This is a genomic window from Blautia glucerasea, assembly GCF_013304385.1.
GTDB classification, from domain to species: Bacteria; Bacillota; Clostridia; order Lachnospirales; family Lachnospiraceae; genus Blautia_A; species Blautia_A ammoniilytica.
The window spans coordinates 1-23806 of record NZ_JAAITU010000021.1 but is presented as its reverse complement, the minus strand read 5'-3'; the positions used below and the strand labels follow the sequence as shown (position 1 = coordinate 23806).

Below are 23806 nucleotides of genomic sequence, written 5' to 3'. Positions count from 1 at the left end.
TCTCAAAAAATTTTTTCGAGGCGGGCTTGTCCTCGGAAAACAGCAAAAAGCGCCCAGCAAGTCGCAACGGACCTGCAGGGCGCAGAAATGTTTTATGAAGAAGATTGCTTACATGGTATAGTTCATATCCAAAGCCGGACTGCTTCGATGGAGGGGCTATGCTTTTTTTAACTGGTGCAGATCATGGATACTGCGAAAAAGAGAAAAGGACACGGCAAAATAACCTCCAATCGGCTACCGTGTCCCTGCAAGTCGTCATTGGTTTGTGTAAACGCAAAGAAACGGCGGCTCTGATTTCTCAAAACCGCCGTTAGGGTAATAGCTTAAAATAGGCGCGCAAAATCACCTGCCCCAACCAACGGTTTTTTTCTTTCCCCTTAATCGGGGCAGGTTCATGCGCTATGTAATTATTCTTTCGTGATAGATTCTTTCAGTCGTTCATAGGTTTCTGCACTAATATCGTGTTCGATTCGGCAGGCATCAGCCTCCGCCGTTTCAGGATCAACGCCTATGGATATAAAGTGCTTTGTAAAAAAGCAATGGCGTTCATAGATTTTCTCTGCCACCTCCCGGCCTATATCGGTCAGGTGGAGAAATCCATCCTCGTCCATTGTCAGAAAGCCGCCATCCCGCAGAACGCCCACCGCATGACTGATACTCGCCTTTGAAAAGCCCATGTGCCGGGCAAGATCAATGGAGCGGACCATGCCCTGCTTCTTTTGAAGAACCAGCACAGCCTCCAGATAATCCTCTCCGGACGCATGAATCATCACTATTGTCTCCTTTATGCAAGGCTCCAGCCGGAGGACTTTTTACGGATATTTACAAAATCCTGATAAATCCCGGCTTTTGCCATAAGCTCGTCATGGGTTCCCTGTTCGCTGATCCGTCCATCGGAGATCACCAAAATCTGATCTGCCTGACGGATGGTATTCAGGCGGTGTGCAATCACAAGCAATGTTTTACCCTTTACCAGTTCATTGATTGCCTCCTGGATATAGCTTTCATTATCGGTATCAACACTTGCAGTCGCTTCATCCAAAATGACAATCGGTGCGTCCTTCAAAATGCAGCGGGCGATAGAGATTCTTTGCTTTTCGCCGCCGGACAGAGTAGCGCCGCCTTCACCGATGACTGTCTGGAATCCATCTGGCAGCGCCATGATAAAATCATAGCAGCGGGCTTTTTTTGCAGCCTCATAGACTTCTTCCTCGGTAGCGTCCGGTTTACCCATGCTGATATTGTTGTAAATGGTATCCTGGAACAAGTACACCCTCTGGAAAACCATGCTGATCTGTTCCATCAGTTCGGCGAGAGGTACATCCCGAATATCTGTACCACGGATTGTCACTTTGCCGGATTTCACATCCCACAGCCGCGCCAGAAGGTTCGCAATCGTGGATTTGCCACCGCCAGACGGTCCCACAAGTGCGGTCATGGTATTCTTCTGCATAGAGAAGCTGATGTTGTGCAGGACTTCCTTGTCCTGATAGGCGAAGGCCACATCGCTAAATTGTACTTCTGGCTGATCCGGCTGTGCCTGTGACAGAATATGTTGATTTCCGTTATCGGGAAGTTCGGGCTCGTCCAAAACAGCTTCAATGCGGTCTAATGCGGCATTCATCACGGTCAGTCGGGTTGCTTCTCCATAAAGAGCTTTCAGAGGTCCAAAGAGATCAAAGACAAACAGCAGCACGCCCAAAAGATAAGCCAGGGAGAGTACGCCTTCCTGATGTAAAAAAACGGATAAACCGAAGATAGCGGCAATACCCACGCCATAGAGAATGTTTAAGCCAGTGGTCCACGGTGTCATTTTCTGCTCAAACTTCGTATTGACATCCCTTGATTTTTTGAAGTTTTCCGTTAATTCGTCAGATTTTTCTCCGAGCAGATTGTAACTTTTGATAACCCCAATTCCTTCAGCAAAAGACAAGACCGCATCCGTCAAATTCTCGCTTTGGTTTTGACGCCCGACAGCCTCCTTGAAGGAAACCTTATTCATATATTTTGCAACCAGCGATGCCAGCAAGGTAATGATTACCGCAATCAGCCCAAGTCTCCAATCCAGTACGAACATAAAAACAGCTAAAACCAAAGTAGACAGCATATAGCTCATCATGTTGCCAATGGTACTCATAGAAACTTCCTCAATGAAAACCATATCCGTACTGAGAACAGAGCTGATTTTGCCAATATTCCCCGATGTAAAGTAACCCATCGGCATTTTTCTTAAATGATTTCCCAACTCCATCCGTTTATCAGCAAAGATCATAAATCCAGCGGCACTTTGCAGACGGTCGCTCAAATAGTGAACCACTGTCTGAACCACTACAACAGCTAATAATCCAAGTCCGACAAACAGACAGGTCTTTCCAGTCAGCGTATTATCAGCAAACCCGGCAAAGACAATAAACGCCATGAAGATCGGCATTTTGGAGAGAATGGACTCGACAAATGCACATAGAAATGCAGCCTGAATACGGCTTTTATACCTCCCGGAGAGGTTCAGGATTCTTGAAATCAATGCAAACATTTATCTTCCCTCCTTTGCAGTAGATACTTTCCACTCGGCGCTGTCCTGAGCCGCTTTCCACAACTTTTGGTATTCTGGGCAAGCTTGAATCAGCTCCTGATGTTTTCCGGTTGCCACCATCTTTCCGTGATCCATAACGCATATTTGATCTGCGTTCATTATAGCGGGAAGTTTGTGAGCGATAACTACCAAGGTTTTTCCCTTCACCAGCTCCGCAATAGCAGCCTCCATTTTTTCCTCATTTTCTGGATCAGCATAGGCCGTGGCCTCGTCAAGCACTACAATCGGGGCATCCTTCAATATTGCTCGCGCCAGGGAAATTCGCTGGCGCTGCCCCCCGGAAAGCATTTTCCCCGCATCGCCCGCCATGGAGTGAATACCTTGCGGCAGCTTTTCCAGAAACTCCATACACTGGGCTTTCTTCGCCGCCTCCATTACTTCCTCATCGGTAGCATCCAAACGTCCAAGACGGATATTTTCCAGCAGGGAGGTGTTAAACAGGTACTGATCCTGAGCCACATAGGAAATGCGGCTGTTCAATGCCTCCAGGCTCATATCACAAAGTTTCTGCCCGCCAATGGAAATGCTCCCTTTCTGCGGGTCATAGTAGTGGATCAACAGTTTTGCAAGGGTGCTCTTGCCAGAACCGGATTCACCAACCAGGGCAGTTTTTTGTCCTGCTTTTGCCACAAGGGTAATATCGTGGAGGACTTCGTTTTCCGCTATTATCGGTTTCCCATCTGGGCCAGGCTGTGTCGTTTGATACGCAAAGGAAACATGATCGTAAGAAATGTTAAAATCCTGTCCGTGGAAATCATCCTCAGCAGCTTGCAGCGGTGCCGCATTTAACATCTGTTCAAGTGCCGTGATCTTATAATTCAGATTCGGAATCGTCTCCATAAAGCCCAGTGCTTTCAGGAGAGGAATCCCAATGCTGAGGGAAAGGCAGAGGACTAAAATCAAATCAGGTAAAGTGCTTATGCCACAGAGAACAAACCATGCCCCAAGAGGCAAAGTCAGAATAACAGTGCAGGGCAGCAGACTTCCGTATATCGCCATCCAGGGCCAGGCGGCCTTATACCATGCCAAGGTATAATCCCGATAGTCCGTTACATCCTTGCGGAAGTTCTCGTAAGATTCACTCTCCCGGTTGAAAACCTTGACAACCTCCATACCATTGATGTACTCAATGATCGTGTTGTTCATTTTCTGTGCAGACTGATAGTAGGGACCCATGCGCTTCATTCCAACAGAGTACATAATGACCATGGAGAGCAGGCTGATCGGGATAGAGGCCAAAGACATAAGAGCCAGTTTCCAGTCCGCACAAAACATAGCAACATAAATCACCAGCGGGATCAGCAAATTTGCGATACCCTCCGGGACTGAATGAGCAAGGAGCAATTCCAAGCTGTCCACATCATCGACAAACAGCTTTTTGATTGTCCCTGTCCCTTTTTCCTCCACAATGCCAAGGGGAAGTTTCTCAAACTTCTCTTGCAGAGATACCCGCAGCCGGAACAATGTGTTATATGCTGCTTTATGAGAAATTGATAATCCCCATCCATATAAAACCGCCTGCAAAACAAGACAGATCAAAACCCCTATAACACGCAATAAAACAAATTCTGTCTCAACAGAATCGCCCATAACCAATGGTGAAATGACCTGATAGGCCAGCACAAAAGGCAGGACGCCCATAAGAACGCTGACCAGTACGACAACCGTGGCCACATACATATTTTTCTTATATGGCCCTGCGTACTCAAAGATTTTTTTGAACATAAGCCCTCCTTATATTGAGCCGTACTGTCTGTGCTTCAAAAACAAGAGGCCGCCAAAGTAAAGCGGCCTCTTATCATTATCTTTCTGTCCAGTCAAGGCGGCCCTGACATTCATAATTTCTAAAATTCACTGGCGGATTCGGAAAAAATCCAAAACCTTTTTACTGCCGGATTCGTCCAATGGATAGCTTTCTTTTATTTGCCCTTTTTCCATATGGACTACATACGAACATCCCGCCATCACCAACTCCGGATCATGCGTAATAACAAGAAGCGTTTTGCCCTGATCCGCGAGTGACTTCAAACTCCGCGCAACTTCCCACATATGTTTGAGATCAAGCCCGCTGGTTGGTTCGTCAAACACAATGATCTCCCGGTTACTCACAATGGCAGATGCGATCGCTACCCGCTGTTTTTGCCCGCCGGAAAGAGAAAGCGGGTGCCTGTCTTTATATTCCAGCAGATCAAACTGTTTAAGGATTTCATCTGCAACAGTTTCATCCTCGTTGTCCATGCTCAGAAGCACTTCATCCATCACGCTTTCGGTAAATAGCTGATGGCTGGTATCCTGCATTACCATGTAGCAATGTTTGAGCCGGGCTTTCCAATCAAGGGTTTTCCCGTCAACCTGCAAAAGGCCACACTTCTTTTCCAGTCCGCAAATACAGCGGGCCAAAGTAGATTTTCCAGCGCCATTCAGGCCGATAATGGCAATCGTTTCTCCAACAGGCAGTTCAGCACTCGGAATATGGAGGCTTTCCGGTTCCCGCTTTTTATACGCAAAGCAGAAATTTTGAAATTCCATCAGTTTAGCTGTATGCGCCTGATACCGATTCGCGGGTTTCAACTTCGAGAGAGAAAACGGCCGCAGCCCCATTTCTTTTCGAGTGCTATCCGATAAACTGTCAAATTCAGCAGGCGTGTATTCCCGTTCAATCTCCCCATCTTTTACATACAGCACACGATCTGCAAGATCGTGAAGGTAGTAAAGGCGGTGTTCTGCAATCAGAATTGTTTTGCCCTGCTTTTTCCAGAGGCTCAAGACCTGCCGCAGGTCATCAATAGCAGCCATATCCAGATTAGAAGATGGTTCGTCAAGGACCATAATTCCCGGTAGCAATACACTTGATGAAGCACAGGCTATTTTTTGCTTTTCGCCCCCGGACAGAGCAAACACGCTTCGCCCCATCAAATCTTCAATATGATAATCGGAAACTGTACGGTCAATCCTTTTCAGGATATCTTCCTGGGGATAGCCTAAATTTTCACAGGCAAAGGCTAATTCACTATCCGTATCCACGTTGAAAAACTGACTTTTGGGATTCTGGAATACAGATCCCACCATAGCAGCCAAGTCATAAAGCGGCGTATCTGATACGCTTTTTCCGTCCAGAAGGACATCACCCTCTAAATTGCCCTCGTAATAATGAGGCACCAGCCCGTTTACCAAACGGGTAATCGTTGTTTTCCCACAGCCGGATTCTCCCGTGAGTAAAACAAATTCCCCTGTGTTTATGGTGAGATTGACATTTCTAATCCCTCCGCCGCTGGATTCTTCACCATAAGAAAAAGAAACATTTTGAAAATCTATCATGGCAAAATCCCTCCTGCGGAAATTATCGGGGAAGCAATCGCCCAAAACACTACAAAGCAACAAAACAAGATCAGCACCACATCGGCAAAATTGAATTTAAGCTGGCAAATGTTTGTGCGTTTGACAGGAGCACCGAGGCCACGGGTAATTGCCGCAGCGGAAAGTTCCTCACCGATTTTCACGGAGCAGGTAATCATCGGGATCAGCTTATACTCCAATATTTTTGAAGATTTTTTCCCTCCAAGTTTAATCCCACGCATTTTCATAGCGTCACTGATTGCTTCTGACTCCTGAAAGACAGTTGGAAAGAAGCGGAACATGACCGTTAAGGGGATCGTCACTTCTTTAGGCATATGGATTCTTTCCATGCCGGAAATCAATTCACTGACCGTTGTTGTTTTCACTGCATAGGCAGCAATCGCAACACTGGGAAGGATTCGGCAGAAGAATCCTGTTGTAAACAGAACGAGGAAATTCAATATTCCCGTAAGGTGCGGTAAAACATAAATTTGAACAGCATAAAAAGCAGAAAACACAGCAATATAGCCCACAGCTTTTGCACATTGTTTCGAGGTAAGCAGCAATATAGCCGGAACCGTACAAAGAACAAGGCGGATCAGCCCCATAGCTTCTCCGCCTGTTCCACCCATGACAAAAATGCTTATGATGAAGATGAGCAACAGTTTTGTACGCGGATCGAGCCGTAACCCTTGTTCTGTTTTTTTGCTGAGCAGAATTTCCCGCGCCATTATGCAATACCGGCACGCTGGAAGTGCTTTTTGCAAATAGCTTTCCCAATCACACCTCCGACAAGGCCAAACACAAAGCAGGCAACCAGCAGAATAGGCGCAATCCACATAGGCATATATGTATTAAGGGTAGCTGCATATTCAGCGCCGTATCCTTCAGTCAACATTACCATATAGCTTTCACGGTTCAGGAAAATGGGAGCAAAGTTGCCAAACACCCAGATGCTGAACACGCCGCAGGAAAGAACTGTACTCTTTGCACTTTTGTAGTCCGCCTTTTTCAGGATCACGTCGGCCAACAGGCCGCCAACGAGACCAGTTACCATAGTAAGATAGCCGTTGCCGAAGAACACCATGATTAGGCCAATCAGGAAACCCATGATTGCAGTCATCCCGAATTTTTTAGCCTTTGTAACATACAGCATATAGGGGATGCCGCCAATCAAAGGGCACAGTACCGCCATCAGCGGAATAAAAATGGGGATAAAGCCAAGCATCGCCACCAGCATAACAATCACGACATAGATGACGGTGTAGATGCCGATAGTAATTAAATCTTTTCCCTCAAGCCGGGAACTTTTTTTCTGGGAACTCATACCAGTATCCTCCTCTGAGAAAATGAAAATGTGGTGTGGTTAGCTTCCTCTAACCACACCACATATAATAGCAATTTGCGCCCACGATTCCAACCCAAAACCAATTTTATTCTACCCAAAATCAGTATTTTTGCATTTATCCAATCGTAGCTTCTGCTTTATAGTTTTTCGGATTCACTCCGTATTTCCTTTTGAACGCCGCTGCGAAATTGCTCGCTTTTGAATATCCCACCAGTATAGCCACCTGGCTGACATTCAAATTACTTTCTAACAGCAGGCTTGCCGCCTTTTCTAACCGCTGGTCGATGACATACGCATGAACCGATGTTCCGAACAGGGAGGAAAAGCCCTTCGTCAATTTTGAAGTGCTGATATTGACCTGCCGCGCCAATTCCTCGCAGCTCGGAGCCAGGGCAAGCTGGCTGTCGATGATCCGTTTTGCCTCGGTAATCGAGTCCCTGTCACTTTTGGAAATGCTGATATAGCTCGACGAAAGAATATTGAGTTCCAATACTTCACTCAAATACACAGACAGCAATTCAAAAACTTTGCTTTCCAAGAATAGATACCCTAAACCGCCACGATATTGCGAAAAATCTTTTACCTCCGCAAAAATGTGTTCCATATACGGGGTAACGCTCACTTTTGAAATTTCAGTCAATAACTTTTTCTCATAAGCATCTATCTCACTATCTTCAAAGTAGTCACTCAAAATTTTGTGGAAATAGGGCATGGGAATTTTTATATTTTTGAAAAGGAAATCTGTCTTTCCGGAATAACACAGGTATTCCATCTTACCATGTCCTCGATAAATACAGGATTCGCCCTTCTGTATGCTGACACTTTGACGCGCATCTGCAATATTCCACGATACGCCATCATTGAAGCAAAATAGAAGTTGAATATAATCTTCGCAGCTTACACCCTGCACATTCATATCTGAAAAATAGTTCATTTTCCAGTCGGATACAACAGCACCTTGCTTTGTAACAACCTGTGAAATCTGGCCTGTTCCCATATCAGCCGGAATATCTATTGTCACTGTCTGCGGAGAGTTGGAGAGCAGATCATGGTACAGCTTTGTCATGTATTGATTTGTCATTGTGCGCCCTCCTTTTTAAGTTAGTCGAGACTAAGCATATAATACTTCATATTTGGTAATCAGTCAAGGAGAGCATGGCATAACAAAGAATTATAAAATGTAGGTGCGATACATATCAAATCATTCCATGTGCAAACTATGAAATATAAAATGTATGTGGGTGATGTTGAATGGCAAAAGTTAAAGACTGCCCTGGCTTTGAAACCTTTGGTGCAGATATAAAAGCCGCGCGGGAGGCTTTGAATATGTCTCGCAGAGTGTTGGCAGAGCAGATACATGTTGATCCGCGCTATCTTGCCAATATCGAATTAGAGCAAACGATTCCAAGTTTGCCGGTTATCATTCAGCTTGTAAAAATCTGCGGCTTGCCGATGGAACGATATTTCAATCCAGAGGTCATGCGAGAAGAAAGCAAGCTGCGTCAACGAGTTAGCCACAAGTTGGCACTCTGCCCAGAGAAGTATCTTCCTATTGTGGAAGCAACCATTGATGGGGCAATCAAGATGAACGAATAAGAGTCGCTTTACCAGTTTGTAGAGCGGCTCTTATTTTATGCTCTTTTGCGGGTATTTGGGGACTTCCGAAACGCTTTATAAGTAGGGATAAGATACGGTAGCAAGCACAGCAAGCGAGTACCCGCTTGCGAATTTTGAGATTTTCAGGTCCCTTGCCCGAAAATTCAAAATTGCTTGTTGGGATAGTCCCAAACCCTTATAAAGAACGGAGGCGGCGCATGGCAAACCGAAAGCGGAATATCCAAATGAAATTCTATGTTACGGAGGACGAAAAGCGGCTCATAGACGAAAAAATGAGCCAGTTACCCACACGCAGATATGGTGCCTACCTCCGCAAGATGGCGATTGACGGGTATATCATCTATACGGACACCGCAGATATCAAGGCGTTCACCAAAGAGCTTTCCGCCATTGGTCGGAACATCAATCAGATCGCCAAGCGAATCAACGCCGGAGGTCATGCGTATCAAGCTGACATGGATGAGATACGGGAAAGGCTGGACGAGATATGGCAGTTACAAAGACGCATCCTATCAAGTCAACGCTGAAAGCAGCCATTGACTATATCTGCAACCCGAAAAAGACGGACGGAAAACTGCTTGTATCCTCCTATGGCTGTGCCGCCGAAACTGCGGATATCGAATTTGCCTGGACCCGCCGCCATGCCATCGACAAGGGAACAAATCTGGGCCGCCACCTGATCCAAGCCTTTCAGCCTGGGGAGGTTACGCCGGAACAGGCCCATGAAATAGGCATGGAACTTGCAAAAGAAATCTTGGGCGGCAAGTATGAATTTGTGCTGACCACCCACATAGACAAGGAGCACGTCCATAACCATCTGATTTTCAATGCGGTCAGCTTCACGGATCACAAGCACTATCATTCCAACAAGCGGAGTTATCACTATATCCGCCGCACTTCGGACCGGCTTTGCAAGGAACACGGTCTGTCTGTCATCATCCCCGGACAGGACAAGGGCAAGAGCTATATTGAACATCAGGCTGCGCAGAACGGCACCAGCTATAAGGCAAAGTTGAAAGCTGCCATTGACCGACTTCTGCCAGCCTGTTCCGATCTGGAAGAACTGCTTCGTCGCCTGCGGAGAGAAGGTTATGAGATCAAGCGAGGCAAGTATATCTCTGCCAGAGCACCGGATCAGGAACGGTTCACCCGTCTGAAAACCCTGGGTGTGGACTACACCGAAGAAGCCCTTGCCGACCGGATTGCCGCACGCTCCAGACCTTCCCGCCAACCGAAACGGCAGGACGGAAAGATCAGTCTGCTCATTGATATCCAGAATAACATCAAGGCACAGCAGAACGCAGGCTTCACCCATTGGGCGAAGCTGAACAATCTGAAACAGGCCGCCAAGACCATGAATTTCCTGACCGAGCACGGGATAAGCAGTTATGGAGAACTGGAAAGCAAATTGACCGCAATATCCGCACGAAGGGATACCGCTCATGCAGAGATCAAGCGGATAGAAAGTAGAAGTGCCGAACTTGCCCTTGTGATGAAGCATGCCGGAACTTACCGTCAGCTAAAGCCGCTTTATGACCGATACCGTAAATCGAATGATAAAGAAAAGTTCCTGCGGGGGCATGAGAGCGAGATCATCCTTTTTGAAGCCGCCGCCAGAGAATTGAAACGGCTGGGTGCTGTACCGCTGCCGACAACAGAAAGCATGAAAACGGAGCTTGCAAATCTCAGCGCAGAAAAGGAACGCCTTCTTGCCGAGTACAAAACCGCAAGAACCGAAGCCCAGGAATACGAGACCGTCAAGCAAAATGTGGATGCGCTTCTGGCCGTTCCAAAGGAACAGGAACAACAGCGGCGGCATGAACTTGAATAAATTTCTTTGAAAGACGCTGGGCGCAGCTCCCGGCATCCTGTATAATGGAACTGCGGAAGGAGGTTTTACCGATGACAAGAAGCGAAGCAATCAAAGCATTTTTCTTCAAAAGCGTATTGCCCGTAACCGTGGCACTGATCCTGTATTGTATCTTCAAATCCGCCTGCGTGAAGAACGGAGAGCTTGACTATGTATGGCTCTGGATACTCTGCGGGCTGCCGTTTGGCCTCCATCGGATGTGCCTCTGGATCGTGCCGGGCGGCGGCTCCCTGGGTGGAGGGATTGCCCTGTTTGCACTGAACTTTATTATCGGCGGTGTGATTGGTGGTTTCGTTCTGGCATGGCGATTGATCGTGGCAGTGTGGTATGTGCCGCTGACGGTATACCGGCTGATCGTTGGATGATTTTCTTGCGTCATGGAAATATGGAAAACTGCCGCTCGTGCCGATGGAAAAACCATTCACAACCTGATGGAAAAAGACAAGCCTTTTCCCACAGGCCTGCAAACAGCTTTCCCACAGCCTCGCAATTCTGACAGTTTACGCACATTCCCACAACGCCTACTGCGGCGGCTATCCATCCTTTCCTATCCAATCCTAAAAAAATACTATGGAAATCCTTCTCTAACTGAGGTACAGTTTGTACCCCTGTTCAAATAATTTGATTAAAAAGAAAAAGCGGGAGTACAGCCGATCGGACGAACCGAAAAGCTGTACTCCCGTTTTGCGTGACAGAAAGTGTTTGAAATCAAGCATTTTTTTCATGTGCCAGCAAGCAGACCGACACATGAGAAATCATAAAGGCTCCCTTTGAAAATACGGATACAGGGAATTATTCTGCGGTTTTTCCACCCTTATCTTCACAAATTTTAGATCGTTTGGAACTGTAATGCGGACAAGCGACCAGACACGCCCGGAAACTCTGCTTGCAGCCGTGAACACATTTTTTACAGATATGGTTATACTGCCGCCTGCCGTTGTCACCCAGGAAGAACGCCCATTCCAACCGCCATTTCTTGCTTCGGCTCATAGGCAGTCATGCTCCGGCACATCACGACCGGGCTTCTTGCCCTCCTGGGGTTTATGCTCGGCACATTCCCGTTTGGCGTCCTCCAACCGCTCACGGATGGAAGGCTTCTCCGGCGTCGTCCGCTCTGCGTACCCCTGGGCTTTTTCCAATTCTTCGCCGCGTCTGCCGTTGTTGATAACGCCGTCGATCATGCCGTAGTCATCCTCCAATGTCATTTCCGCTGTGCGGAGGGGATTATCCTTTTCCGGCTGTTCCGCTGCCACGGCAAAGGCCCGTGTACCGTTTCCCATGATAAGATACTTTCCATCATTGGAAATATGGTGGACGCCATAACCGGCTGCCTCCATCTGCTCCCGGCTCATAGCCGTCACCTGAAAGCTACCCCTCGGTGTCTGCACACGCTCGCCAGTTTCAAAACGGTCTGGCAGATAAGCGAGGTCTTGCTTATCTGCCGGGACAGGGAGAACAACGATATTGCCATTGATCTGCATAAATCGTTCCGGCGTTTTGAACTGTTCCGTGTATTTCTGAATCAGTTCCGGGGACAGGGACGCAAAATCTTCCTCACCAAGTCCAACCACCAGGAAAGTCCCTGCTACGATATCATAAATTTCTCCATTTTCATCCCGCAGCCCACGGTTCAGATCAAGCCCTATGAGCTTTCCTTCATCATTGCAAACCAGCGCCACCGGGTCAGAATAGGGATAAGTTGCGCCAATGTCTCCGCCGACCTCCGCCTGCAGGGAATGGAGATCGGGGTCAATCTCCTTCACATAGGGTTCCTTCATAGGCTCCACTACAAGCACAGTCATCTTTTCCGAGGCAACCTTCTCCGCAGCGGACAGCATTTCATCCGCATGGGACTTCTCCGGGTCATCCAAAGCGTCCTTGACCTCCGCCGGATCAAAATCAAGAAATTCCTCATAGCACGTGGCGTCCTTGAACTTTTCAATCTCCGAAGGAAGATAGTCCTCCTGCGTCTGCCCCAGCGCTGCCAGCTTTTCATCCAAAGCGGAAATGCGTCCGGCCATCAGATTTTCATACAGTTCTTCCTTTGCGGCGTGTGCCTCCGGGTGCTCCGCCGCATACTGTGAATCGTTCTGACGAAAAAACTCGTCCATGTCAAAGGCGATATCCATAGCCCACTCGGATTTTTCTTCTTCGGGAAGATCGTCTTGGAAAGTCATCACCCGGTACTCGTCAGGGATGCTGCCACGCTCGCCGTCATAATACTCATGGAAACTGTCACCCGTATCACGCACATAGCCCTGATCCGTGAAGGTGCCGCTTTCCTCCAACGCAACGTCCCGGCCGTAGGCCTCATAGTCGATGTAATTCTGCAAATGCTCTGGCACCTGCATAACGTCCAGTTCTTCGATGTAATAGCGTCCCAAATCGTCATAGTCCTCAATATTGGGATAAACCTCATAGCAGTCCAGATTTTCCGTCAGGTTGATGATCTCCTGCAGGCTGCCGCAATGGTCGCCCATTTCCATACCGGCCTGAAACTGTGCGTATTCGCTTTCGCTCATTTCATCCAGCTTCGATGCCAGATAATTCAGCTCGTCCAGATTTTCATATTCACCCAGCTTACTGTAAAGACCGTCCACATAGCAGTCATAGTCCGTGATGAACCATTCTTCATAGGGCTGGCCGAAGTCATCCTTCTGGCCGATTCCGATCCGCTTAAACACTTCCTTCAATTCTTCGGCGGTGGTGGGAAACTTCACCCACTCGCCCACAAGCTCGCCCTCATTGTACTTCCCAAGATTGGTGATAAAGGCGGCAAAGGGATAATCCTTGTTGTGATCGTAATATGGCATATCAGCACCTCCTTACAGTTCCGGCGCAGACTTTTCCTTGTGGGGCTGCGCCTTGTTTTTCTCCGCACATTCTTTCTTGCCCTGTTCCAGCCGTTCCCGGATGGAGGGCTTTTTCTCCGGCTCCGCAGGGCGTTCATGCACCCACTCGTCGCCGGAAAGAGAAATATATCCGTGTTCCGTAAAATGGCCCTGTTCCTCCTGCATGGCGTACTTGCCAAAAGGAACAGGGTCGATTGCTTTCAGAAGTTCTGGGGGCAGCAGCATATCCATGTGCTGTGCCAGATACCGCCAGCCCAGATCGTTCAAATCGTGGATATTGGGCTCAAACACGAAATAGTCGATGTTGGCCGCAAACTCCTTGAACTGCTCCGGCGCTGCCAGCTTGAAAGGCGATGCCTGCACCGCCGCCAGCAGTTCCCGGTCCTCCGGGGAGAGGGCAGCCACCGCCGCCCTCACTTCGGGTAAATGTTCCAAAGTCTTATTTTCTGCCATCAGCACCAACCTTTCTTTTCGGAAATTCCAGCTTGAAATTGATGTACTTGCCGCCCGTGTCGTCCAGGATCACCGCGGCGTCATAAGCAGCCTGCTTCTTTTCAGACCACATTCCCTTGACATTGGTGCGGCCCTTTTTCAGAAGGTCCGCCGCCATCTTCTTTGTCAGCTCCTTCTTGCGGCTCGTCCAGAAGCGGTCATTTTTCCAGAGGACAAAACCGCAGGACCGATCCGAACACGCAAAGTTTTTCTTGCCCTCATAGACCGGCTGACCACAGCGGGGGCAGGTGCCTATCACATCCTTCTCCGGGGCAAACAGCTTTTTGCCATCCTCGGAAATGCAGGAATAGGTGGACACAATCTCCTGAACCATCGTGCGGATACCGTCCATGAAGATATCCGGGTCAGCGCCGCCCTTTGCGATCTCCGTCAATTTCTGCTCCCACTCCGCCGTCAGCATGGGAGAGGTCAGCGGCTCCGGCAGGACCGTGACAAGGTTGATACCGGCTTTTGTGGGGATCAGGCTCTTGCCCTTGCGCTCCACAAATCCGGCTGCCACCAGTTTTTCGATGATAGCCGCCCTGGTCGCAGGCGTGCCAAGACCTTTTCGCTCTGCCTCGTCGGGGATATCGTCCTTGCCTGCGTTCTCCATAGCGGACAGAAGGGTATCTTCGGTGTAGGGCTTCGGCGGCTGGGTGAAATGCTCGGTAACGGAAACCTCCGCACCGTCAAAAGTCTGCCCTTCGGTGAAGTCCGGGAGCGTGCCGCCGTCCCCATCAACAGGCTTTTCTTTCAGGGAGGTACGGAAAATGTGGTCGATCTCCCGCCAGCCCTCGGAGAGGACGCGCCTACCCTTTGCGGTGAAGGAATGGCCGCCGCAGCCAAAGGCAGCCGTGACCGCCTCATACACATAGGGCTCCGCCGATGCGCACAGCAGACGGCAGCAGACCAGAAGAAGCAGCTCACGCTCGCCCAGGGACAGGGCGGGGATATCCGCTTTCTCGATCTCCAATGTGGGGATAATGGCGTGGTGGTCGGATACATCCTTGTCGGAGATCATGGACTCTACCAGCGGGAAGAAGTTACTGCAGCTATCAAAGGGCGGCACGTTCGCCGCCAGATGGATGACGCAGGAGGCTGTTTCCGCCATGTCGGAGGTCAGATACCGGCTGTCCGTGCGGGGATAGGTCAGCAGCTTCTTTTCGTAGAGGCTCTGGGCGTAGTCAAGGGTCTGCTTCGCCGTGTATCCGAACAGGCGGTTCGCCTCCCGCTGCAAGGTGGTAAGATCATAGAGCTTCGGCGGCTGTTCCTTCTTCTGCTCCTTCGTGACGGAAGTACAGGTGACGGCCGCACCCTTGCACATGGCCGCTGCCTGTTCCGCCTCCGTTGGATCGGTGAACTTCTCCGACACCGCCTCGGCTCCGTCCAGCGTCAGGCGAAGCAGATGATATTTCTCTTTGTGGAACAGCGTGATCTTTGCGTCACGCTCCGCCAGCATTGCCAATGTGGGTGTCTGGACACGCCCCACATTCAAGGTGCGGTGATAGAGAACGGAGAAAAGACGAGTGGCGTTGATCCCCACCAGCCAATCCGCTTTCTGGCGGCAGAGTGCGGATTGATACAGGGCTTCATAGTCGGCGCCGGGGCGCAAATCAGAAAAACCCTCCCGGATAGCGCTGTCCTCCATCGAAGAAATCCAGAGACGAAGAATTGGCTTGCGGCATCCAGCCATTTCATACACCAGCCGGAAGATCAGCTCCCCTTCACGCCCGGCGTCACAGGCATTGACGATGGTATCCACATCGGGGCGGTTCATCAGGACACGGAGATTTTCAAAAGCATCCTCCTTGCCTGGTGCCAGCACATAGCGAAATGGCTCCGGCAGAATGGGAAGATCATCATAGCGCCATTTCTTGAAACGCTCGTCATAGCTGCCCGCATCCATCGGGGATACCAGGTGACCCACGCACCAGGACACAAGAAGGCCGTTGCCCTCATAAAAGCCATCGGCCCTGGATGAAGCACCCAGGGCCGATGCGATAGATTTTGCCACACTCGGTTTTTCCGCGATAATCAGTTTACTCATTCTTTTCCTCCGTTTCCTCGTCCTCGGTCAGATATTCTTCTTCATCCTCCAGGTCGAAATCATCCAGATCAGCGGGAACTTTCTTTCCCTGCTTCGGTTTCAGCACCAGGAAATAGACCGCCGTACCACCTCCGGCTGCAAGGATCAGCAGCACCGCCAGGATCGCCCCGGTATTGCTTTTCTTTTCGGGTTCCGGATTCTCCGGCTCGGTGGGCTCCGCAGCTTTCTGTTCTGTGCCAACACATTCACTGAGGTTCTTTACGCAGACCGGGCAAGCGGTATTGACCGCTCCGGCCTGGCACTTCTCCGTACAGGTGCAGACAATAGGTGTTTCCGCCTTTTCTCCATCCTCCGTAAGCGCCATGAGGTCGGCTTCATCCACCTGGTTCAGAAAATGCACGGTTTCCTCGCCCTCGTCGTCACGGTCGATAATGAGATAGAACACATTGCCGTTCTTCGTTTCTACTGTAATAAACTGCTTGCCACTGGTGGCAGGGCTGCCGATATCGTCAATCAGCGAAAGGTTCCCGTCCGGCGTCAGGGCAGCACCGCCATTCAAACCGCCGCCCAGCATCCCCAGCAGATTTTCCAGCGTTTCCGCATCCAGAGAGAAAGAACCTCCCCCGGAGCCAGCCTCGCCGTCACTTACCGTCATGTAGCCGGAATAGACATAGCCGACCTTTTCCGGCAGGATGACCTTCAGCCAGTCGCCGTCCGTGCCGATCACCTTCACGGTCGTTCCGTTGGGAAGCTGGGCGAAGGCGGTATAGTCCATTCCGGCGCCCGTGCGGACATTCAGATTGCCGCCGCCCGTGGTGACGATGCCGGTCTGCTCAGAGTCATTTTCGCCGGAACTGAACTGGATACCGTTCTCGGTGACGGATACCGCGACCCGGCTGCCTGCCAGAGCGGAAAGTAGATCAGAGACATCCCCAGCCGTTTCCTGTTCAGCCACGGGCTCCGTGGTTTCCTCGCCGCCGCTGGCAAAGGCGGTGACAGAAAAAGCGGCAGTGCTGAGCACCACCGCCAAAAGAGCCGATACCATTTTTGTCATAAAGTTATGCTTCATCTTCGTATCCCTCCGTTTCCTCATTCTCGGTGTTGCCCTCCTGCAGCATACCTTCCGGCAGGGAGATCATACCGCTGGCATAGGCTTTCAGGAAGGCAGTCAGTTCCTTGTTGTCCATCTTCACGGCTTTCACCATGCGGACGATTTCCAGATTTTCTTCCTCCGCAAGCTGAGCCTCCAGCGCACGAAGGCGTTTCTGCTGCTCCGTGATCTTTTCTTTGGTTTTCGCAATGTCATTGCGGATCTTCTGTGTCGTTGCCATAAATCAAATTACCTCCATATCGTTTTTTAGTTGTAGGGCGGTCGCCCGAAAGCGTAAAAGTGGGATTGCCAGTAGCTTGTGTTGATATCTGCATACTGAATGGGGTCGCCGCAATGCAGCATTTTTCCGCCGCCCACATAGATACCCACATGGGAAACGCCCGGTGTATCGTAAGTGCCGACGAAAAAGATCAGGTCGCCGGGTCTTGCGTTGGCAGAGGATACCGGGGTGGAAATGTTGTAGAGCCCCTGGGCTCCCAGCCTGCCCGTATTGCAGACACCGCTTTGTGTCAGCACCCAGGATACGAAGCCGGAGCAATCAAAAGAAGTGTTCGGATTGCTGCCGCCCCAGACATAGGGATATCCGATGTACTTCTCCGCCTCGGTAATGAGCGCTGCAAAGGTTTCATCTTCCAGTGCGGAAGGCGGGATATCGTAGGTGGTGGGCGGTTTGGTGTACTTGTCTACATAGCCGGAGCTGGGAAACAAATCTTCCCGGTTCCCCAGCGTCGCCATATAGACCGCATACAGGGAAAGCGTTTCTTCGTCCATGATGTAGACCGGCACATGGGAAAGGTCGAAGTTTTCCAGCTTCACATTGCAAATATAGTAGTTGTATGGTACTTCCACGTCATAGTCGTTTCCTTCGCTGTCTGTCCGTGTCTCCGTCCGATAGCGCACCTCCACTTCCACGGTCTGCGTCAGGATGTACTGCTTTTCAAAGAGCATTTGCAGCTCCGCCTGAACCGCGTCGATGGTGAACACCCCTTCATGGAACGCCGTGAGAATGGAGATCAGCACATAAGGGTCATGTTCGATCTCGTCCAGATCAAAACGGTATTCGTCATATCCGGGGTGCAGAGCCTCATAGTGGTCCAGTTCATATTGAAGCTCCTGCTCCAGTTCGCAGTAGGCCGCCTCTGCAGCCAGCATATCCGCGTCCTCGGAGAGATAAGAGGAAGTAAATACGCTACCTATGCCGGAGCCTGCCATCATGGAACAGGAAGATACCCCGCCAAACAGCAGAGCAACACAGGCACCAATGCCGATCACCAACAGCACCGCCCGGCTATGATGCTTGATGTAGAGGAATGTTTCCTTGAAGGCGTCCTTTGCTTTCTGCGCCGCACTTTTCGCCGTAGCTGCTGTGTTCTTTGCGGTTTTCTCCGCCTGCCGCAGCTCCTTTGCATAGTTCCGCTTGATCCGCTGTTTCTGCAGAAAGCGGGATACCGGGTTAGAAGCTGCCAATGCAGGATCATCATGCAGTGCCTTTTGGTAAAGGTAGTCGGCGTTTGCCTTAAAAGAAGCCTGCTCTGCCTTCGCCGCGTCACGCCAGGGCTTTGTGCGGTGATGGTGGACGGCGGCACGGACTTTGCCTTTTCCGTAGGCAAGCCCGCGTTCCGTCAGCACCTCGCCCTTGTGTCCAGCCTCAACACCCACATTTTCCTGTTCCACCTCATGCACCTTCGCATGGGCGGCGTGGACGATCTCATGGACCGTCCGAGAAAGCGGATTGTGCCGCAGGCGTCCGTTGGGGCGTTTCTCCACTTCTTCAAAGTGAAGCTGCGTTTTGCCTTTTCCGGCTGTCTCGTCAAAAACACGCTCGGTACGGAGAACTTTCTTTGTGGGGATAGCGGCCTTTGCCGCGTCCAGCCTGTCCGCCGCACGGTCGGAATGGTCGATGTACTTTCCAAGTGTGGGATCGGCGCGTTCTTCCTCGGTGAATTGCAGACGGGAGGACGGGTGCTGCCTTGCAGCAGAACCATCCCGCACCGCCTGGGTGTCAGCCTTTTCCGCCGTTCGTGCGCTTTTCTTCTCATGGTGTTCCGCCGCACGCAAGGCAAGGTCAGCCGCAGCGCCAGCGGATTCTTCCGAAGAAACAGACAGCTCCGTTTCCGGCTCTCGGCTGCTGATATGTTTCACCTCGCCCGTGGCAAGGTTTTCCGATACCGCACCGTCACGGGTCATTTTCTGCGTGATCTTATCGGTCGCTTTCAGTTCCCTCATAGGCAGTCACCTTCCTTTCCATAGGGGCAGAAGTCACCGCAGGTGCCATTCTCGATCATGGCGATATAGCGGAAAATGGGATAGGCCTGGGGCGGGCAGACCGCATTTCCCAATGTTTTCAGCCGCAGCGCCCGGTCATCCATGCGCTCGGTCATGCGGGGGATTCCTTCCGGTTCGGCGGCCCAGAGGATACGTCCGTCCATCCTTTCGGGAAGCCCATGAGCCATTCCACCCAATCCGGATTCAGCGCCGCCGTTTCGGACACCGGCCGCTCCTGGGAGATGATCTGCGCCGACAGGTTCCCGTCCTTCTTCGCCGGATCGAAGGCCGACAGCTTCAAGGTTGAGCGGAAACCGTCCGACGCCACCGGGGTCAGATAGAATACCGCCGCCGACAGGCTCAGGCTCCAGATCGCCCCGTTTCGGTTCCTCTTGCGGAATATCCCATTGTCCGACAGGAACACATCCAGGCTTGCCGCGTCCCTGGCGGTGTTGTTGTCGGAGGCAAGGGGTGTGGGAAACATCAGCCGCGACGATAAAAGTTCGCTGGCGCTCATGCCATGCGCCGACACCGCAAGCCGGAAATACGAATGGGAGAACAGCGTATCCCGCTTTTGCCAGGTCAAAGATCGTTTTGTCGAGCCCCATATTGATGAAGCCAGCAACATTTTCCCCAAGCACCCAACGGGGCCGCAGCTCGGTAATAACGCGGCACATTTCCGGCCACAGGTAGCGTTCATCCGCAAAGCCCTTCCGTTTTCCGGCGGTGGAGAAGGGCTGACAGGGAAAGCCGCCTGAGATAACGGTAACTGTTTCAAGTCCTGTTTTTTCAAAAAACGCCTCCTTCGTAAAAGTAGTAATATCCCGGAACCTGGGAACATCCGGCCATCGTGCGGAGAGGACGGAGTGCGGAAAATCCGCCCACTCGCACTGGCAGACAGTTTCAAACCCGGCAGCCTCCGCCGCCAGGTCCAGACCGCCAATGCCGGAAAACAGGCTCACATGGGTCAGGTTATTCATGGAGCATCCGCTCCCGGATGGATTTCTCCATTGTATCGTAGGCCCAGGGCGTATCATCCGTGGGTAGACCCCAACGCCTGCAAAGGCGCTTCATCCTGCGCTCATAGCCGGACACGCTTTTCTGGATTTTCAAAAGTGCCTTTTCGTCCGCAGCCTCCGCCAGTCTGCGGGTCAAACTGAAATGATAACAATAGAGATCATACAAATCACCGATCAGAAGCCGAAAACTTCCGCTACCAATCACATATTTTTCATCATTCATGCGCCGCGCCTCCTTTCCCGGTTTCACCAAGTTTTGTTGTCATAATGCTGTAAAGTTCATTGTCCTTCGGGAAGTCATCCACAAAAGGCAGGATCACATTGCCGAAGAAGATCAGCCCCTCGCCGGGGCCTGCGTTGCTGATATGCGCCGCCTGCTGGTTGGAGATATTCAGGCGCTCGCAGAGGATTTTCCTGTCTCCGCTGGCCTGGTTCAGAAGGTATACAAAATCGCTGTTTTCAAAGATGTTCTCGATCTCCGGGGAGGAAAGCAGGTCCTTGATGTTCTGCGTAATTCCCGTGGGGATACCGCCCCATTTGCGAAAGCGTTTCCAAATCTCCACGCTCCAGGAACCAACCTCGCCCCGCAGCAGAAGGTGGAACTCGTCTACGAAGTACCAGGTGGATTTGCCCTGATCCCGGTTTTGGGAAACACGGTTCCACACCTGATCCTGGATCACCAGCATACCCAGGCTTTTGAGCTGCTTTCCCAGCTCCTTGATATCGAAGCAGACAATGCGGTTGTTGATATCCACGTTGGTACGGTGGTTAAAAACATTCAGACTGCCATGCACATACAGTTCCAACGCTGCCGCGATCCGCTGCGCCTCCGGCTCCGGCTGCCGCTTGATCTCGTCATACAAATCTTCCAGCAGCGGCATATTCTCCGGGCGAGGGTCTGCAATATAGGGGCGGTACACGATCCGCACGGCACGGTCAATGACCGTCTTTTCCACTGGCTCCAGACCGTTCCGGCCGCCTGCCGCCAGTTCACAGAACGACAGGATAAAGTCAGATTTCAACGCCAGCGGGTTATCATCCTCGCTGTAATTGAGGTTGATATCCATAGGGTTCACATACTGCGTGCTGGTTGGAGAGATTTTGATGACCTGGCCTTCCAGCCGGTTCACCAGCGGAAAATATTCCGCCTCCGGGTCGCAGATCAAGATATCGTCCTTTGTATTCAGGAACACACCCACGATGGAACGCTTTGCGGAAAAACTCTTGCCGCTGCCGGGCGTACCTAAGATCATGCCGTTGGGCGTTTTCAGCTTTTTGCGGTCAGCAAGGATCATGTTGCCGGAAGTGGCATTGAGCCCGTAGTAAAGAGCTTCGCCGCCGTGGAAAATCTCCTGCGTGGTGAAGGGAACGAACACCGCCACCGCCGAAGTGGTAAGTCCGCGCTGTATCTTAATGCGGTTGACACCCAGGGGCAGAGCCGACACGAAGCCGTCCTCCTGCTGAAAGTCCAGCTGCACCAGGGAGCAGTTATATTTCTGCGCCACGCTTGCCGCACGGAGAAGGTCATTCTCCAGCTTTTGCTTGCTGTCCGCAAAGTTCACCACCAGGAAGGTCATTAGGAACATTCGCTCATTTCTGCTTTGCAGATCACGGAGGATATTCTTTGCCTCGCCTGCGTAGGTGGCAAGATCAGTGGGGATGATATCCATATCGAAACCTTCCCGCACCGCCTTTTTCTGCGCGTCGATCTTCATACTGTCAATGTCGGTGATCTTCCGCTTGACCGTTTTGATCGCCTCGTTCTGATCCATGCTGCGGATATGGAGGCTGACAAGCAGCCCGCTGTCCGTATCCAGCAGTTCAGTGAGCATACGGTCATCCATTTCCGGTGCGCTGATCTGCAGAAAGGACACGGCACAGAATTTATCCGCCATCGTGAACTTCCGTGCTTCTCCGAAGCGGAAAGAAGAAGGTGCGATAAAATCCTGAACCGACAGGCCGGAAGGGGCAAGCCAGCTCCATTCAAAGGCAAACCGTTCCCCGTCCGGGTGCAGGATGCCGTGGAGCATTTCCAGCCACTCCTTGCCGCCAAGCTCCTTTGCCAGAGCGCCCATGACCTTGAAATGGTTGAGGGCGTCCATGACGATTCGGGAAAATCGTGCCCGTGCGGTTTTGCTGTCCCGTGCCTCGATGGTGAGGGTCAGGTACTTTGTTTTGATAAGACCGTTGTTGCCCCGTTCAAGCTGCTTGCGGAGCATTTGCGTGTAAAGCTCACGGATATGGTCGAAGTGATCTCCCTGCGCCGCGATCTCGATACGCTTCACAAAATCCTCCCGGTTCATGCGGCGGCTCACAAGGGAGAGCTGCATCCCGATAGAAGCGTCATGGGCGTTATACATATCGCAGAGGGCTTCAAAAATCGCCGTTTGATCGTCAGGTTTCGCAAGCTGATAATTCACATCCTCGAACTCGATACACTTCGACCAGGTGTGATCGTCCAGCTTGCACAGTCCGTCCGGGTACATCTGGCGGAAAGGTAAAGTATCCTGCGCGGAATGTACCTTGCCGTCGCCTCTGGCAGTTTCCAGGATACGGCTGATCTCACGCTTTTCTGCGGCGGTCAGCTTTACCGCGGGTTTTGCCGCCTGTCGTGCCTGCGGCTTTGGCTTTCGCTTTCTGAACAATGGCTTTCACCTCCTTTTCCGCCTGGGCCTGCCGCTCCAGGGCTGCATAGAAATTGTTTGTCTGGTAAGGCCGTTCCTTCGTCCGCAGGAACATACAGCGGATGACCTGTCCGGCCACCACCTCCAGGGGTTGACCGTGCCGCTCATACATGGCAAGCAGAAAGAACGGGAGCATGACGATAATCATGCAGAACGCGGCGGCACTGTTGCTGGCCGTGCGTCTGAGCAAAAAGAAAAGCGGTACTCCGATGAGTGCCGCCGCTCCGAAACATATAAGCTGCCGTTTGGTAAGTCCAAACAGCACTTTGGATTTTACTTTCGTCAAATCCTTTGGAATGGTTACATACGCCAATTTATCAAGCCTCCTTAATGCGCTCCGAACAGGCTCTTAGAGAGGCTGCCGGTCTTGAACAGGGCGAAGCACAGCAGGACCGTGTAGCCCATGCAGGCCCATATCGCGCCTGAGATATTTCCGTCCGTGGCGATACTCTGTACCAAAACAGAGTAGATTCCCACGCACACCATGATTAGAAATGCCTGGAACGCCAATGCAAACAAGGGCACTGAAAAAGTCTGATTCTAAAAAAGAATTGGGCTTTTTTTCGTATTTC

21 protein-coding genes and 1 pseudogene are annotated in these 23806 nt (G+C 51.0%); 4 read left to right on the top strand and 18 right to left on the bottom strand.

What is annotated here, in order from left to right:
• Positions 1 to 407: 407 nt before the first annotated feature.
• The 7 genes from G5B11_RS09610 to G5B11_RS09580 all read right to left on the bottom strand — a co-directional run bounded on the left by G5B11_RS09610 (position 408) and on the right by G5B11_RS09580 (position 8358).
• Complete coding sequence (locus G5B11_RS09610) at positions 408 to 773, bottom strand: metal-dependent transcriptional regulator (protein WP_173727874.1); 366 nt, start codon at positions 771 to 773, stop codon at positions 408 to 410.
• A gap of 11 nt (positions 774 to 784) precedes the next feature.
• On the bottom strand, positions 785 to 2533 hold the full coding sequence (locus G5B11_RS09605) for an ABC transporter ATP-binding protein (RefSeq protein WP_138374209.1): 1749 nt from the start codon (positions 2531 to 2533) through the stop codon (positions 785 to 787).
• Positions 2534 to 4318, bottom strand: coding sequence for an ABC transporter ATP-binding protein (locus tag G5B11_RS09600; RefSeq protein ID WP_009249997.1), 1785 nt, complete (start codon positions 4316 to 4318; stop codon positions 2534 to 2536). It abuts the gene before it with no gap.
• A gap of 126 nt (positions 4319 to 4444) precedes the next feature.
• Positions 4445 to 5911: an ABC transporter ATP-binding protein gene (locus G5B11_RS09595; protein WP_173727872.1), complete on the bottom strand. Its 1467-nt coding sequence runs from the start codon at positions 5909 to 5911 to the stop codon at positions 4445 to 4447.
• Positions 5908 to 6660 carry an energy-coupling factor transporter transmembrane component T gene (locus G5B11_RS09590; protein ID WP_006428309.1) on the bottom strand — a complete coding sequence of 251 codons (753 nt, stop codon included), beginning with the start codon at positions 6658 to 6660 and terminating at the stop codon, positions 5908 to 5910. The genes G5B11_RS09595 and G5B11_RS09590 overlap by 4 nt, the downstream gene beginning before the upstream one ends.
• Positions 6660 to 7256: an MptD family putative ECF transporter S component gene (locus tag G5B11_RS09585; protein ID WP_005601664.1), complete on the bottom strand. Its 597-nt coding sequence runs from the start codon at positions 7254 to 7256 to the stop codon at positions 6660 to 6662. Before G5B11_RS09585 ends, G5B11_RS09590 begins: the two co-directional genes overlap by 1 nt.
• Before the next feature lie 136 nt (positions 7257 to 7392).
• The gene (locus tag G5B11_RS09580) at positions 7393 to 8358 is read right to left on the bottom strand and encodes a helix-turn-helix domain-containing protein (RefSeq protein ID WP_173727870.1); all 966 of its coding nucleotides are present in this window, start codon (positions 8356 to 8358) and stop codon (positions 7393 to 7395) included.
• Between the two features lie 170 nt (positions 8359 to 8528).
• Here G5B11_RS09580 and G5B11_RS09575 point away from each other — a divergent pair, with 170 nt between their 5' ends.
• The 4 genes from G5B11_RS09575 (at position 8529) to G5B11_RS09560 (ending at position 11129) form a co-directional block, all read left to right on the top strand.
• Complete coding sequence (locus G5B11_RS09575) at positions 8529 to 8873, top strand: helix-turn-helix domain-containing protein (protein WP_173727868.1); 345 nt, start codon at positions 8529 to 8531, stop codon at positions 8871 to 8873.
• A 218-nt stretch (positions 8874 to 9091) separates the two neighbouring features.
• Positions 9092 to 9421 (top strand): MobC family plasmid mobilization relaxosome protein, encoded by a 330-nt coding sequence (locus G5B11_RS09570; RefSeq protein ID WP_173727866.1) that lies wholly within the window; start codon positions 9092 to 9094, stop codon positions 9419 to 9421.
• A complete protein-coding gene (locus G5B11_RS09565; RefSeq protein ID WP_173727864.1) occupies positions 9382 to 10725 on the top strand; it encodes a relaxase/mobilization nuclease domain-containing protein in 1344 nt (447 codons plus the stop codon). The genes G5B11_RS09570 and G5B11_RS09565 overlap by 40 nt, the downstream gene beginning before the upstream one ends.
• Positions 10726 to 10796: 71 nt before the next feature.
• Positions 10797 to 11129, top strand: a complete 333-nt coding sequence (locus G5B11_RS09560; protein WP_147566889.1) for a DUF6050 family protein — start codon at positions 10797 to 10799, stop codon at positions 11127 to 11129.
• Between the two features lie 621 nt (positions 11130 to 11750).
• Here G5B11_RS09560 and G5B11_RS09555 read toward each other — a convergent pair.
• The 11 genes and pseudogenes from G5B11_RS09555 to G5B11_RS09505 all read right to left on the bottom strand — a co-directional run.
• Entirely contained in the window at positions 11751 to 13577 is a 1827-nt protein-coding gene (locus tag G5B11_RS09555; RefSeq protein WP_173727862.1) for an antirestriction protein ArdA, read from the bottom strand.
• Positions 13578 to 13589: 12 nt separating this feature from the next.
• Positions 13590 to 14069, bottom strand: a complete 480-nt coding sequence (locus G5B11_RS09550; RefSeq protein ID WP_173727860.1) for a hypothetical protein — start codon at positions 14067 to 14069, stop codon at positions 13590 to 13592.
• Complete coding sequence (locus G5B11_RS09545) at positions 14056 to 16155, bottom strand: type IA DNA topoisomerase (RefSeq protein WP_173727858.1); 2100 nt, start codon at positions 16153 to 16155, stop codon at positions 14056 to 14058. Before G5B11_RS09545 ends, G5B11_RS09550 begins: the two co-directional genes overlap by 14 nt.
• Positions 16148 to 17224, bottom strand: a complete 1077-nt coding sequence (locus G5B11_RS19845) for a CD1107 family mobile element protein (protein WP_173727856.1) — start codon at positions 17222 to 17224, stop codon at positions 16148 to 16150. The genes G5B11_RS09545 and G5B11_RS19845 overlap by 8 nt, the downstream gene beginning before the upstream one ends.
• Positions 17214 to 17486, bottom strand: a complete 273-nt coding sequence (locus tag G5B11_RS09535; protein ID WP_025653854.1) for a DUF4315 family protein — start codon at positions 17484 to 17486, stop codon at positions 17214 to 17216. Before G5B11_RS09535 ends, G5B11_RS19845 begins: the two co-directional genes overlap by 11 nt.
• Positions 17487 to 17512: 26 nt before the next feature.
• Positions 17513 to 19492, bottom strand: coding sequence for a C40 family peptidase (locus tag G5B11_RS09530; protein ID WP_173727854.1), 1980 nt, complete (start codon positions 19490 to 19492; stop codon positions 17513 to 17515).
• Positions 19489 to 20511, bottom strand: coding sequence for a DNA cytosine methyltransferase (locus tag G5B11_RS09525; protein WP_173727852.1), 1023 nt, complete (start codon positions 20509 to 20511; stop codon positions 19489 to 19491). The genes G5B11_RS09530 and G5B11_RS09525 overlap by 4 nt, the downstream gene beginning before the upstream one ends.
• The gene (locus G5B11_RS09520; protein ID WP_118199935.1) at positions 20504 to 20773 is read right to left on the bottom strand and encodes a hypothetical protein; all 270 of its coding nucleotides are present in this window, start codon (positions 20771 to 20773) and stop codon (positions 20504 to 20506) included. Before G5B11_RS09520 ends, G5B11_RS09525 begins: the two co-directional genes overlap by 8 nt.
• Positions 20766 to 23195: a VirB4-like conjugal transfer ATPase, CD1110 family gene (locus G5B11_RS09515; protein ID WP_173727850.1), complete on the bottom strand. Its 2430-nt coding sequence runs from the start codon at positions 23193 to 23195 to the stop codon at positions 20766 to 20768. The genes G5B11_RS09520 and G5B11_RS09515 overlap by 8 nt, the downstream gene beginning before the upstream one ends.
• The gene (locus tag G5B11_RS09510; protein ID WP_173727848.1) at positions 23113 to 23547 is read right to left on the bottom strand and encodes a PrgI family protein; all 435 of its coding nucleotides are present in this window, start codon (positions 23545 to 23547) and stop codon (positions 23113 to 23115) included. The genes G5B11_RS09515 and G5B11_RS09510 overlap by 83 nt, the downstream gene beginning before the upstream one ends.
• A gap of 14 nt (positions 23548 to 23561) precedes the next feature.
• A pseudogene (locus G5B11_RS09505) lies at positions 23562 to 23753 on the bottom strand (VirB6/TrbL-like conjugal transfer protein, CD1112 family); the annotation flags it as partial.
• Positions 23754 to 23806: the final 53 nt, after the last annotated feature.

Excerpts from the sequence above, each read along its gene's own strand:
- G5B11_RS09605 (WP_138374209.1), bottom strand. The coding sequence starts at position 2,533 with ATGTTTGCATTGATTTCAAGAATCCTGAACCTCTCCGGGAGGTATAAA.
- G5B11_RS09600 (WP_009249997.1), bottom strand. The coding sequence starts at position 4,318 with ATGTTCAAAAAAATCTTTGAGTACGCAGGGCCATATAAGAAAAATATG.
- G5B11_RS09595 (WP_173727872.1), bottom strand. The coding sequence starts at position 5,911 with ATGATAGATTTTCAAAATGTTTCTTTTTCTTATGGTGAAGAATCCAGC.
- G5B11_RS09590 (WP_006428309.1), bottom strand. The coding sequence starts at position 6,660 with ATGGCGCGGGAAATTCTGCTCAGCAAAAAAACAGAACAAGGGTTACGG.
- G5B11_RS09585 (WP_005601664.1), bottom strand. The coding sequence starts at position 7,256 with ATGAGTTCCCAGAAAAAAAGTTCCCGGCTTGAGGGAAAAGATTTAATT.
- G5B11_RS09580 (WP_173727870.1), bottom strand. The coding sequence starts at position 8,358 with ATGACAAATCAATACATGACAAAGCTGTACCATGATCTGCTCTCCAAC.
- G5B11_RS09575 (WP_173727868.1), top strand. The coding sequence starts at position 8,529 with ATGGCAAAAGTTAAAGACTGCCCTGGCTTTGAAACCTTTGGTGCAGAT.
- G5B11_RS09570 (WP_173727866.1), top strand. The coding sequence starts at position 9,092 with ATGGCAAACCGAAAGCGGAATATCCAAATGAAATTCTATGTTACGGAG.
- G5B11_RS09565 (WP_173727864.1), top strand. The coding sequence starts at position 9,382 with ATGGCAGTTACAAAGACGCATCCTATCAAGTCAACGCTGAAAGCAGCC.
- G5B11_RS09560 (WP_147566889.1), top strand. The coding sequence starts at position 10,797 with ATGACAAGAAGCGAAGCAATCAAAGCATTTTTCTTCAAAAGCGTATTG.
- G5B11_RS09555 (WP_173727862.1), bottom strand. The coding sequence starts at position 13,577 with ATGCCATATTACGATCACAACAAGGATTATCCCTTTGCCGCCTTTATC.
- G5B11_RS09550 (WP_173727860.1), bottom strand. The coding sequence starts at position 14,069 with ATGGCAGAAAATAAGACTTTGGAACATTTACCCGAAGTGAGGGCGGCG.
- G5B11_RS09545 (WP_173727858.1), bottom strand. The coding sequence starts at position 16,155 with ATGAGTAAACTGATTATCGCGGAAAAACCGAGTGTGGCAAAATCTATC.
- G5B11_RS19845 (WP_173727856.1), bottom strand. The coding sequence starts at position 17,224 with ATGAAGCATAACTTTATGACAAAAATGGTATCGGCTCTTTTGGCGGTG.
- G5B11_RS09535 (WP_025653854.1), bottom strand. The coding sequence starts at position 17,486 with ATGGCAACGACACAGAAGATCCGCAATGACATTGCGAAAACCAAAGAA.
- G5B11_RS09530 (WP_173727854.1), bottom strand. The coding sequence starts at position 19,492 with ATGAGGGAACTGAAAGCGACCGATAAGATCACGCAGAAAATGACCCGT.
- G5B11_RS09525 (WP_173727852.1), bottom strand. The coding sequence starts at position 20,511 with ATGAATAACCTGACCCATGTGAGCCTGTTTTCCGGCATTGGCGGTCTG.
- G5B11_RS09520 (WP_118199935.1), bottom strand. The coding sequence starts at position 20,773 with ATGAATGATGAAAAATATGTGATTGGTAGCGGAAGTTTTCGGCTTCTG.